General features: G+C 70.8%; 12 protein-coding genes. 8 read left to right on the top strand and 4 right to left on the bottom strand.

The window, feature by feature from the left end; all coding sequences use genetic code 11:
- The first annotated feature begins 200 nt into the window (after positions 1 to 200).
- From D7W79_RS30450 to D7W79_RS30415, 8 genes are all read left to right on the top strand, one after another.
- Positions 201 to 767: a hypothetical protein gene (locus tag D7W79_RS30450; RefSeq protein WP_120528884.1), complete on the top strand. Its 567-nt coding sequence runs from the start codon at positions 201 to 203 to the stop codon at positions 765 to 767.
- A 9-nt stretch (positions 768 to 776) separates the two neighbouring features.
- The gene (locus D7W79_RS30445; RefSeq protein ID WP_120528883.1) at positions 777 to 1,592 is read left to right on the top strand and encodes a hypothetical protein; all 816 of its coding nucleotides are present in this window, start codon (positions 777 to 779) and stop codon (positions 1,590 to 1,592) included.
- A 14-nt stretch (positions 1,593 to 1,606) separates the two neighbouring features.
- Complete coding sequence (gene lpoB, locus D7W79_RS30440) at positions 1,607 to 2,218, top strand: penicillin-binding protein activator LpoB (protein ID WP_120528882.1); 612 nt, start codon at positions 1,607 to 1,609, stop codon at positions 2,216 to 2,218.
- A gap of 9 nt (positions 2,219 to 2,227) precedes the next feature.
- Positions 2,228 to 3,508, top strand: coding sequence for a COG3014 family protein (locus D7W79_RS30435; RefSeq protein WP_120528881.1), 1,281 nt, complete (start codon positions 2,228 to 2,230; stop codon positions 3,506 to 3,508).
- A 32-nt stretch (positions 3,509 to 3,540) separates the two neighbouring features.
- On the top strand, positions 3,541 to 4,299 hold the full coding sequence (locus D7W79_RS30430) for a ZIP family metal transporter (protein ID WP_120528880.1): 759 nt from the start codon (positions 3,541 to 3,543) through the stop codon (positions 4,297 to 4,299).
- Positions 4,300 to 4,306: 7 nt separating this feature from the next.
- Positions 4,307 to 5,104 carry a class I SAM-dependent methyltransferase gene (locus D7W79_RS30425; RefSeq protein ID WP_120528879.1) on the top strand — a complete coding sequence of 266 codons (798 nt, stop codon included), beginning with the start codon at positions 4,307 to 4,309 and terminating at the stop codon, positions 5,102 to 5,104.
- A 79-nt stretch (positions 5,105 to 5,183) separates the two neighbouring features.
- Positions 5,184 to 5,840, top strand: coding sequence for a trimeric intracellular cation channel family protein (locus D7W79_RS30420; protein WP_120528878.1), 657 nt, complete (start codon positions 5,184 to 5,186; stop codon positions 5,838 to 5,840).
- 380 nt (positions 5,841 to 6,220) lie between these two features.
- The gene (locus D7W79_RS30415) at positions 6,221 to 7,942 is read left to right on the top strand and encodes a sigma-54-dependent transcriptional regulator (RefSeq protein ID WP_120528877.1); all 1,722 of its coding nucleotides are present in this window, start codon (positions 6,221 to 6,223) and stop codon (positions 7,940 to 7,942) included.
- A gap of 42 nt (positions 7,943 to 7,984) precedes the next feature.
- Here the strand turns inward: D7W79_RS30415 and D7W79_RS30410 are convergent, their stop codons facing one another.
- Genes D7W79_RS30410 through D7W79_RS30395 form a run of 4 tightly spaced genes read right to left on the bottom strand, consistent with a single transcriptional unit; the run spans position 7,985 to position 11,547 of the window.
- Positions 7,985 to 8,482, bottom strand: a complete 498-nt coding sequence (locus D7W79_RS30410) for a GDYXXLXY domain-containing protein (protein ID WP_120528876.1) — start codon at positions 8,480 to 8,482, stop codon at positions 7,985 to 7,987.
- Complete coding sequence (locus D7W79_RS30405) at positions 8,479 to 9,588, bottom strand: DUF4401 domain-containing protein (RefSeq protein WP_120528875.1); 1,110 nt, start codon at positions 9,586 to 9,588, stop codon at positions 8,479 to 8,481. Before D7W79_RS30405 ends, D7W79_RS30410 begins: the two co-directional genes overlap by 4 nt.
- A 2-nt stretch (positions 9,589 to 9,590) precedes the next feature.
- Positions 9,591 to 10,601: a DUF2157 domain-containing protein gene (locus D7W79_RS30400; protein ID WP_120528874.1), complete on the bottom strand. Its 1,011-nt coding sequence runs from the start codon at positions 10,599 to 10,601 to the stop codon at positions 9,591 to 9,593.
- A 49-nt stretch (positions 10,602 to 10,650) separates the two neighbouring features.
- Positions 10,651 to 11,547, bottom strand: a complete 897-nt coding sequence (locus tag D7W79_RS30395; protein WP_120528885.1) for an alpha/beta fold hydrolase — start codon at positions 11,545 to 11,547, stop codon at positions 10,651 to 10,653.
- Positions 11,548 to 11,605 lie beyond the last annotated feature (58 nt).

Here is an 11,605-nt window from a genome sequence, read left to right as displayed (position 1 = left end):
GGCTCGGAGATGTGTATCAGAGGCAGCTCCAAGGACGGCCAGGACGCTGCCCAGGGCGCCCCGGAGCCGCGGGCCTGAAGGGGAAGGGCGCCAGGAAGAACAGCCGCTTGCACGGATGCTCGTCGCACGATGAATATGGCGCCCGTCGCGACGTATGACGCGCGTAAGAGCAGTCGCACCCACGCTTGGGAGTTCAACAGATGATGCGTCCTGTCACGTTGTGCGGAGCCCTGGCGCTCCTGGCCGTCGCCGCGCCGCTCACCGCGAGCGCCCAGGAGCAGGGCCGCACCGACGGGCCCGAGGAGTCGGAGTGCGGCAAGGGCGGCTATTACGGCGACACCCGCCGGGGCGTGTCGCTCCAGTTCGACTGGGGCGCGGCCATCAACTCCCAGGAGAACCCCGTGGGCGCGCCGGAAGGCCCGCCGCTGTTCGTGGGCGCCACCGTGTCCCTCTGGGGCGATGACTGGTACCGCCTGGACGTCAGCGGCGGCTACGTCTTCGACGGCGGGCGCTTCATCGGCAACGTGGGCCCCACCTTCCGCAGCTGGGGCTGGCCGGTGTCCTTCACGCTCGGCCTCAAGGCGGGCGCCATCGTCATCCCCGAGGGCGAGGGCCTGCGGTTCGCCCTGTCGCCGCAGGTGGGCGCGGAGCTCTACCTGGACCGCCGCGACCGCGTGCTCATGGGCCTGCACTACTCGCCGGACATCCCCATCGGGGGAGGAGGAGTCACGAACCGGTTGTTCATGAACGTCGGATACCGGTTCTGAACGCACGCCATGATCGCTCAACTGCTCGCCGCCGCTGTCGCGTTGACCACGGCCCAGGCGCCCCGCGCCGCCGCGCCGTCCGTGTCACTGCCGTTCCCGTCCGGGGACGTGCAGACCTACAACATCATCCAGTGGGACCCGAACCAGCTGCCGCGCATCTATGAGCGGTCGGACCAGCTTCCGCTCACCGACGAGGAGCTGACCAAGCTGTCCCAGGCCGGCTTCGAGCCCGCGCAGCTGGTGAAGATGATTGAAGAGCGCCGCTGCGCCTGCGACGCGAGCGCGGACGGCCTCATCCGCCTGAAGAAGGCGGGCGTGGACAAGACGGTGCTGGCGGCGGTGTCGCGCCACGGCCTGGCGCCCAACCGGCAGCTGGACATCCTGGTGACGCTGGACTTCACCGGGGAGAGCCGCACCGCGCGCGAGGCCTTCCTCTACTTCTTCGTGGACGACGGGGACATCACCCGCGTGTTCTCCGCGAACCTCCCGGAGCTGCTGCAGCGCCGCAACAGCCACGAGACCATGGTGGACCGCAGCGACATCATGGTGGCGCGCACGGTGCGCCGCATCCAGCTCGCGGGCCACGTGCCGCTCAAGACGTACGGCGCGCACCGCGTGATGGTGGCCGCCAGCGCCAGCCCCACGCTCACGCACCCCTCGCAGCTCACCCCGCAGGAGCGCGCGAAGGCGCAGACGTACACCTTCGACTATCCGCGCGCCTCGCTGCAGAGCCTCTGCCGGCTGACGGCCGGCTACCGCCGCGACGCGGTGCTTGCCTACAAGTGGAACTTCGAAGGCAGCCGCTTCGAATGCGAATGGAACTAGGAGTCGACCCGACCATGAACACCCGCCGCCTGTTGCTCTCCGCCCTCGTCGCCGTGTCGCTCGCCGGCTGCGGAGGCCCCCGCGCCTTCACGCGCGGTACCTACGAGGACCCCAACACCATCGAGATGCTGGGGGACCGCTTCAACGAGAACGACCTGCAGCTCATCGCGAAGAAGATGGCCGAGTCGCTCGCCAGCTCTCCGCGCTTCGTGCAGGCCCCGCCGCAGGGCCAGCCCCTGCCCATCGTCCTCGTGGGCAAGCTGCGCAACAGCACCAGTGAGCACATCGACATGCGCTCGCTGGCGGACAAGATCCAAACGGCGCTCGCACAGACGGGCCGCTTCGCCCTGGTGGACCAGGCCGCGCGCCAGGACATCGCGGAGGAGTACGAGTACCAGCAGTCCGGCTACGTGAACCCGAACGCCGCCAAGGCCCCGGGCCAGCAGGCGTCGGTGGACTTCCTGATGACGGGCGACCTCGCGTCCATCATCCAGGAGGTCGGCCGCGACAAGCTCGTCTATTACAAGATGACGGCGAAGCTGAACGACGTGCGCACCGGAACGCTGGCGTGGACGGACGAGAAGCAGATCCGCAAGAAGTTCGAGAAGCAGGGCGTGAGCTGGTAGCCGTCCGCCGTGTCCAACCTCCTCGACATCGCATCCCAGGCCCCGCGTGTCTCCGCCTCCCCGGCGGCGCGTTGGGGCCTGCTGTTCATCCTGGCCCTGGGCCTGCTGGGCTCGGGTTGCGCCAGCGACTACGTGGCGCGCACGGCCTCCGCGCGCTCCGCGTACCAGTCCTCCGACTATCCGCGCGCGCTGCGTGAGCTGGACGGCGCGCAGAAGGAAGCCCCCGAGCGCGACCAGCTCCTGTTGCTGCTGGACAGGGGCATGGTGCTGCACGCGTCCGGGCAGTGGGAGGAGAGCACGAAGGTGCTCGCGCAGGCGGATGACCTCAGCTCCCAGCTGGACATCACCTCCGTGAGTGAAGAGGCCGGGGTGCTGCTCAGCAACGAGCGGCGCCGCGCCTACCGGGGGGAGGACTTCGAGAAGCTGATGATCTCCGTCCTCCAGGCGCTCAACTACACGGAGCTGGGCCGGGACGAGGACGCGCTCGTGGAGGTCCGCCGCGTCAACGAGCGCATCGAGAAGATGATCATCGAGGAGAAGAAGCCGTACGAACAGCTCGCCATCGCGCGCTACCTGGGCGGCGTGCTGTACGAGGACCAGCACGACTGGGACTCTGCCTTCATCGACTACATGAAGGCGTACGAGCTGGAGCCCCGGCTGGGCGGACTGGTGGAGCCGCTCTTGCGGCTGGCGAAGAAGACGGGCCGCGACGACGCCTACGAGTCCCTGTCCCAGAAGTTCCCGGACGTGGCGCACGACCCGCTGGGCCCGGGCGACGGCCAGCTCGTCGTGGTGGTGGAGGCGGGCCTGTCGCCCCAGAAGGAGCGCGCGTCGCGCGACTACGGCGACTCCGGGGACCTGATTGAAGTGCCCGTGTACCGGGACCGCGGCGGCACACCGCCGGTGCGTGTGTTGGTGGAGGGGAAGGCGGCGCAGGCGGTGACGGTGACGTCGCTGTCGCGCGTGGCCCAGGTGCACCTGAACGACCGCATCGGCCGCATGCTGGCGAAGCAGCTCGCGGGTGCGGTGGCGAAGGCGGGCGTGGCCGCGGGCGTGGGCGCGCTCACGAAGAGCAAGGAGCTGGGCGTGCTCGCCTTCCTGGTGCTCAACGCGGGCAACCAGGCCGACCTGCGCTCCTGGCTTTCACTGCCGGCGGAGTTCCAGGTGGCGCGCTTCCGGCTTCCTCCGGGAAAACACACCGTCCAGGTGGATGCCCCGGGCCGGCCCACCACGCACGAGGTGGAGGTGAAGCCGGGGCGGGTGGAAGTGCTCGTGGTGCGAAGTTACTGACGGCGGCGTTTTGGGAGTAGGGTGCGCGCCCCATGTCGCCGGTCGTGGCCGAAGTCTTCCTGTATTCCTTCATCGTCGTGTTGAGCGCGCTGGCCGGCGCGGGCGTGGTCATCTTCAATGACCGGTCCACGCGGCTCGTGACGTTCCTCGCCTTCGCGGCGGGCGTGATGTTCGGCGCGGCCTTCTTCCACATGCTCCCGGAGGCGTACGAGGGCGGCGGCTGGTGGGCCTTCGCGCTCGTACCCATGGGGTTTCTCTTCGTGCTGGTGCTGGAGCGCTACCTTGTCGCCCACACCTGCGAGGAACCGCCGGACTGCGCGGAGCACGTGCACGGACATGCGCTGGGCCTCAGCGCGTTCCTGGGCCTGTCCACGCACACGCTCTTCGACGGCATCGCGCTGGGCTCCTCGGTGAAGGAGGGCGTGGGCGCCATGGCGCTGTTGGCCATCACCGCGCACAAGGTGCCCTCGTCGCTGTCGCTCGCGTCCATCCTCCAGGCGGAGGGCAAGAAGCGCGGCACCATCCTGGCGTACACCGCGCTGTACGGCCTGATGGTGCCGGTGGGCGCGGTGCTCTACTTCGGCTTCGACGCGGTGCTGAGCTTCGAATCGCTGGCGCCCAAGGCCCTGGCCTTCTCCGCCGGCACCTTCCTCTACATCGCCGTGTCGGACCTGCTGCCGCACGTGAACAAGCACGGGCGGGACAAGCCCGGACGCAACCTGGTGGCATTGGCAGCCGGGTTGCTGGTGATGTTCGTGCTCGCGCGCGTCCTGGGACACACGGAGCACTGAAGGCACCATGGAACGACGCAAGGACTGGTACGAGCACCCGGAGTACTACGAGGCCATCTTCGGCACGGACACCGTGCGCGAGGCGGACTTCCTCCAGGCGCTGAGCCGGCGCTACGGCACCGGTGGCAACCAGTGGCTGGAGCCCGCGTGCGGCGCGGGCCGGCTGGTGGCGGAGGCCGCGGGCCGGGGCCTGAAGGTCGCGGGCTATGACTTGTCGGAGGCCATGCTCGCGCACGCGCGCAAGCGGCTGTCCCCCGCCGAGCGCCGCCGCGTGAAGCTGTCCCAGGCGCGCATGGAGGACTTCTTCGACCCGGCGCTGGAGGGCCGCGTGGACCTGGCGCACACGCTGGTCTCCACCTTCCGCTACCTGGACAGCGAGAAGGCCGCGGTGGAGCACCTCACGGGCACCCGGCGCCTGCTCAAGCCGGACGGCATCTACGTGCTGGGCTTCCACCTCACGGACTACGCGCGCTCCGGCCCGGAGCACGAGCGCTGGGTGGGGCAGGTGGGCAAGGACAAGGTCGTGTGCAACACGCACGAGGGCCTGCCCGAGAAGCGCCTGCGCCGCTCACCCATGCGCAACCGGCTGCGCGTCACCGGCCCCGGCAAGGACTGGCTCATCGAGACGACGTGGTACTTCCGCACGTACGACGAGGCCCAGGTGAAGCGCCTGTTCCGCAAGTCGGGCCTGCGCGTCGCGGCCACGTTCGACTTCGACTACGACCTGGACTCGCCCGTGGGGCGCGGCAGCCCGCGCCTGGACCGCGTCTTCGTCCTCAGACCGGACGCTGCTTCCGAGGCCTGACACGCGCGCTGTCGTTCGCTGGATGGAGCGCCCGCGCAGTGACGTGGGCCTCTGACGCGCGAGTGCTAGCGTCGCCGGCATGGAACCCTCCACGGCGGTGGGGACACGGGCGCGCACCAACGGCCGCGAGGCGCGGCTGCTCCTGGGGCTCGACTTCGCTGGCACCTACGTCTTCGCGGTGGAGGGCGCCATCGCGGCCATCGCGGGCGGGTTGGATCCGCTGGGCGTCCTGGTCCTGTCGTTCGCCACGGCGCTGGGCGGCGGCATCATCCGCGACCTGCTCATCGGCGCGACGCCGCCCAACTCCATCCGGGATGAGCGCTACGCGCTGGTCGCCTTCGCGGGCGGCGCGACGGTGCTCTTCCTCCACCGCTTCGTGACGCACGTGCCGCCCCTGCTGCTCCTCACGCTGGACGCCGCGGGGCTGTCGCTGTTCGCCATCGCCGGGGCCCGCAAGGCGCTGGACTTCGGCCTGCGTCCGCTGATGGCCGTGCTCATGGCCGCCATCACCGGCTCCGGCGGCGGCACCCTGCGCGACCTCTTCCTCACCCACGTGCCCACCGTGCTGCGCGCGGACATCTACGCCGTGGCGGCGATGACCGGAGCGCTCGTCATGGTGGGGGGCCAGCGTCTGGGACTGCCCTCGCGCACCATGGCCCTGGTGGGCGGCGTCGCCTGCTTCGCGCTGCGCATGGTCAGCGTCTGGCTCGGCTGGAACCTGCCCCATTTTCCATGACTGGTATGGAATGACCCGGCTGCCTGCCTGTTCGGGAGGCGCGGGAAGACAGGCATTGGAACTCAAACGGTGCGAGCTCTGCGTTCCGTCAGGACGCGTCTGCGTTCCAATGGGACGCAGGCGTGGCGGGGAGATGCTCGGGAATCCGCGAAATCACTGGGCTTTCCTCTTGGCACGACATCCGCAATAGCGTCTGGCCATACGCCGGCAACGGCGTGTACCGCATCCAGATGCACCCGGAGCGCGGAAGGAGGGGCCGCTCCTTCCGCGCTCTCCATCTGAATCCGCACCTCCCCGTTATCTCCGATAGAGTCCGCGTCTGTTTTCTGGACGGCTTCGCCGGTCGGCGGTGGCGCGGCTTCCGCACGGGAGGCGAGGGGATGCAAGACGAGTTGGCGCAGCTCATGGCTGCGCTCAGGGATTCCAGGGATTTCGAAACCGCGGCGGCGGCGACGTTGCGCCGGATGCTGGCCGTGGCGGACGCCGCGGTGGCGTCCAGCCGTTATGCGGGCCGGGCCCGGGTCCTGCGCGGCATCGTCCACCTGCGTCCCGGAGAGGCGTACCGACGGCTGGCGGCGCTGGACGTGGGCGCGCGCGAGGTCACGGACGCGGGCGTCGGGACGCCCTTCTTCACCTCCGCCACGGCGTGGCGCGCGGTGGTGGAGCACCGGTGCGCGGTGTCCATCGACGTGAACATCGGCACGGTGCAGCCGCACGCGCCGGACGCGCCGGTGACGGGCGACCCGGGCCTCGCGGGCTTCCACAGCAACGAGAGCAAGCAGCGCTTCCTGGGCCGCCACGCGACGCACGTGTGCGTGCTGCCCCTGCGCACGCCCGCGGGCATGGAGGGCATGATCTCCCTGGAGGCGGACTGCCTCGCCGCCATGGGCCAGGAGTTCGTCTGGCGCGACGCGGGTGATTTGCTCCAGCTGCTCACGGACATCGCCGCGCCGTACCTCACCGCGCTGCCGCAGCGGCCGGTGGCCACGCCGGAGGTGGACGAGTTCCTCCCCGTGGTGGGCCGCTCCATGGCGGAACTCCTGCCCATCCTGCGGACCTTCGCGCTCCAGGACGAGACCATCCTCGTGAGCGGTGCCACGGGCGCGGGCAAGTCGCGCCTGGCGCGCTGGTGCCATGAGCGCTCCGGCCGCCGGGGCAAGCCCTTCGAGACGCTGGACCTGGTGACGGTGCCGGAGGACCTCCAGATGGCGGAGCTCTTCGGCTGGAAGAAGGGCGCCTTCACCGGCGCGGTGCGCGACGCGCCGGGCGTGGTGGCCCGCTCGGACGGCGGCACGCTGTTCATCGACGAAATCGACAAGCTGTCGCTGAAGGCGCAGGCGGGCCTGCTGCACCTCCTGGAGTCGCGCAGCTACCGGCCGCTGGGCGAGGGCACCGGCGAGAAGCTCGCGGACGTGCGCTTCATCATCGGCACCAACGCGGACCTGCACGCGCAGGTGCGCGCCGGGCGCTTCCGCGAGGACCTGTACTACCGCGTGAACGTGCTGCCGGTGCGCATGCCGCCCCTGCAGGACCGGCAGGACGAGATTCCCCTCTGGGCGCGGTACATGGTGAACCGCCGTCACCGCGAGCGGCTGCCGGACGGCTCCGCGCGGCTGGCGCCGGAGGCGGAGCTGCTGCTGACCACCAGCACCTGGCCGGGCAACCTGCGGCAGCTCGACAACATCGTGCGGCGTGCGTACACGCTGGCGATGGTGGAGCACGCGGGCGGCACGGGCGACCTCGTGTTGCAGGAGAAGCACGTGGCCCGCGCGCTGGACTACGAGCAATCCCCCGGGGGCCGTCCGCTGCCGGAGGCGCTGCGGGCCGCAGCGCAGGCCTTCGTCGGCGAGGCGCGCAGGCGCGGAGGGCCGCTGGACCTGGACTACGCGGACGGCTTCCGCGGGCTGGTGCTGGGCCTGGCCATCCGTCAGGTGGGCCGCGACGAGGCCTTCCGCCTGCTGGGCCGCGAGAGCCTGGTGAAGAACCGCAACCACCACAAGGCGCTCAAGCGCGAGCTGGAGAAGGTGGACGTCCTCTACAAGGCGCTGGGCGAGGAGGGCTCGCCCTTCTCCGACCTGCTGGAGAACGAGGACGCGGACTGACGCGACGGCGCGCCCCGGGAAGCCGGGGCGCGCATGGGGCCTTCAGTGGATGGCGCTGCCCAGCGGCTGGTAGTTCTCGTCGCGCAGGCCCACGAGCACGCTGGTGCCGTTGTCCATCACGCGCAGCTCGCCGAAGCGCGCGTTCGCGTAGCGCTCCGCGTGGCCCTCCTGGAAGAAGAAGGCCTCCGCGCCCAGGCGCATCTGTGAGTTGCGAATGCGGAAGCGCACGCGCACCTCGCCGGGCGCGAGCGGGGTGCCCGGCGTCTCGTAGCGCACGAACTCCCCTACGTTGTGCTCGTCCAGGCGGACCACCACGTTGCCGTCCTCCTGGGGCTGCTCGCGGCCCTCGCGCCAGCCCTGGTTGATGGCGTAGTCGAGCACCATGTAGTCGCCCTGGATGAGCGAGCGTGGATCCACCGGGGCCAGTCGCAGCAGCACCGGCTGCCCTCTCGCGAGCACGGTCTCCTTCTGCACGACGAGGAAGGCGAGCGCGACGAACACCAGCGCGAGCCCTCCGAAGATGACGGCGCCGCGTTTCATCGGGCCTCCGCGAGCACGGCGGATTCACGCCGCAGGAAGAACTGCCGCACCCCCAGCAGCACCAGTCCGCTGCCCACGAGCGCGAGCGCCTTGGCCAGCAGCGTGATGTGCAGGTCGTAGTAGTAGTACGCGCCGAACGTCAGCAGGAACGCCACCGCCAGCCCCAGCATCACGCGGCTGCGGCGGTGGAAGCCGAGCGTCAGCATCAGCGCCGCCACGAGCACGCCCGGCGTGTTCAGCGTCATCACCGTGAGCAGCACGAGCGCGCAGACCGCCGGAATCCAGACGCGCTTCTCGTGCTCCTGTCCCAGCTCCCGCAGCACCCGCCATCCCGTCACCCCCGCGAGGAGCGCGAGCACGATGGAGAGATACGCGCTCGGTACGAACCTGCTTTCGAAGTGGAAGAGGTAGTGGAAGCCCTCCTGGGAGTTCTCATAGCTGCGGAACAGCAGCCATCCGGGCACGGCGCACGCGAGCGCGAAGGCGATGGGCCCCACGCGGGCGCCCAGCTGACCGCGCCGCAGCTGGGGCTCGAAGAGCAGGACGCCACAGAGCGCCGCCGCGCACACGAGCATCCACACGTCCACCGCAGCGCCCCCCACGGCCTCGAGCGCCAGCACGGCGACGGACACGCAGAGCCCCACGGTCGCCAGGAAGTAGAGGATGAGGTCCGGGAACGTGGCGAGCAGCGCGATGCACACCACCATGCCGGTGAACGCGAGGGTGAGGGTGCCCTGGTCCAGCGTCCCCAGCCCCGTCAGGAACGCGCCCACGCCGGACAGGCACAGCGCCAGCGCGAGCTGCTCCATGAAGGGCCCCCGGGTGTTGCGGCGCAGGAACACCGACGCCACCGTCAGCGCGAGCCCCAGGCCGGTGAGCGCCGCCTCCTCCTTCCACAGCCCCACGCAGGCGAAGAAGCTGAGCATGAAGGCGGCGGCCATCCACGCGCCCGCACCCGCCAGCGCCTTCACGAACCAGGGCGAGGCGCCCAGGGTCTTCTGCCGGATCTCCAGGGCCGTGCGGGCGCGCGCGTCCACCTCCGCGTCCACGTGGCCCTCGGCCTTGAGCCCCGCCAGCACGTCTTGAATCGTCGGTCGCAGGGCCATGATCAGGTCTCCTCCGAAACGCCCGTGGCCTGCGACTCGTGGCGCAGCCAGTACACCGCCAGGCCCACCTCGCCAATGAGCACCAGGGGCAGGATGAAGAGGGTCAGCTCCTCGGCGTGCGTCACCTCCATGAGGAAGTAGCCCACCGCCGTGGTGACGAGCGTGATGGCGCACAGCGCGCCCACGGTGAGCAGGAACAGCTCGCCGTGCAGGTGCCGGTGCAGGGCATAGATGGCGACGAGCCCCCCAATCACCAGCGGCAGCGACGCGCCGACGACGAGCGAGCGGTCGTCCTTGCTGACGATGAACAGGATGCCCAGGCCGACCAGCGGACCCAGCGCCATGAGTGACAGCAGGCGGGGCATCCACCGCCCCCGGAGCCAGGACACCTTCTGGTTGGCGAAGTGCTCGTAGGTGGCCCAGGCGAACCCGTTGAGCAGCCCCAGCACCAGCGCCAGCTGCTCCTCGTGCGAGCCGAAGCGCCCCATGCGCTGGCCCCAGAAGAGGATGACGCCCGTGTTGACGAGCACCAGCTGGAGCATCCACAGCGGCGTGAAGCGCGCCAGCGCCACCCACGGCAGGATGAGCACGCCCCAGCCGATGAACAGCTCATACGGATCCGCGCCCGTCTGGTACGCCTGCCCGTACACGGCGAGCAGCGGCCCCACGAGCACCGCGGCCGCGAGCAGCGCGAACTGTCCCGCGGGCCGCTCGCCCAGCCGCCATGCGCCCACGGCCGCGCCGGCGATGCCCAGCGACACCAGGCCCAGCTTCGAGAAGCGCCCCAGCTCCGCCCAGTTGAAGGCGAAGAAGTACACCACGCCCGCCAGCACCAGCAGCGAGCCCAGCGCCATCAGCGTCGTGGACAGGAACGCGCGCCACGCGGGCCGGGCGGGCGTGGCGACCGCCAGGTGCAGCGCGCGCCCGTACGCGTCCGGGGCCAGGATTCCGGCGTCCGCCAGCGCATGCAACCGCTCCGGCGTCGCCTCCAAGTCGAGGAAGTCTTTCGGCACGGCGGAGGACTGTACCCGGTTCAGGTGACGCCGGGGACGCGGGTCCTGCTCAATGGCCGGAGGGCTCCGCGCCCAGGAAGGCCTTCAGCTCGGGGAGCACGCGCTCGGGATGCTCCAACTGCGGACTGTGTCCGCAGTCCACGCGCAGCACCCGGGCCTGGGGAAACCCTCGCGCGGCCTCGTCCGCCAGGGAGACGGGCAGCGTCTCGTCGCGCTCACCCCAGACGAGCAGCACGGGGACCTTCACCTCGCCCAGCCGTTCGCGGCGGTGGAACACCGGGCCCGTCAGCGGCACCAGCGCGTTGAAGGCCTGCGTGGCTTCGGGCCTTCCGCCGGGCACGCTCAACAGCTCGTAGCCCAGCTGTCCCAGCTTCTCTCCCAGCGGCGTCGGCGGGGGCGGCAGCATCCGCGCCATCGCCCAGGGCCCCAGGTTGCGCGCCAGCCGCTCCGGCCCCGCGCGGAAGAAGAGGCGCGACGCCCGTGGCATCTCCGGCCCCAGCCCCATCGCGTCCACCAGCACCAGTCGCTCCACCGGTACCGTGCCGCGCAGCGCCAGCTCCAGCGCCACCAGTCCGCCCAGCGAGTGGCCGACCACGGACACCGGCCCCGGCGCCAGCATCCCCAGGGCCTCCTCCACTGGACCAGTGAAGAAGCGCACCGCGTCCTCCGCGGACCGCACGCGCACCTCCGCCGGGGTGGACTGTCCGAAGCCGGGCAGGTCCAGGGCCAGCACCCGGTGGTGTCGGGCCAACGCCGTCAGGTACGGGAACCAGTGGGTCGCCGCGTTCCCACGCCCGTGGAGGAAGACGACCGTGGAATGCGCGCCCTCCCCGGAGCCGGGGGCCCCCTCGAGGATCCGCACCGCGCCACCCCCGGGCAGCCAGTGCACCTGGGGCACCACGGTCGGGGCCAGCTGGGCCAGGAGCCCCGTCTCCACCGGGCCCACGGGAGGCGTGGCGCCCGGGGCGCCGGGGCGGCCGGCGGCGTCCCAGCGAGGGGGGAGG

It is taken from the genome of Corallococcus exercitus, assembly GCF_003611585.1.
GTDB classification, from domain to species: domain Bacteria; phylum Myxococcota; class Myxococcia; order Myxococcales; family Myxococcaceae; genus Corallococcus; species Corallococcus exercitus.
This window is presented reverse-complemented; position numbering and strand designations above follow the sequence as displayed.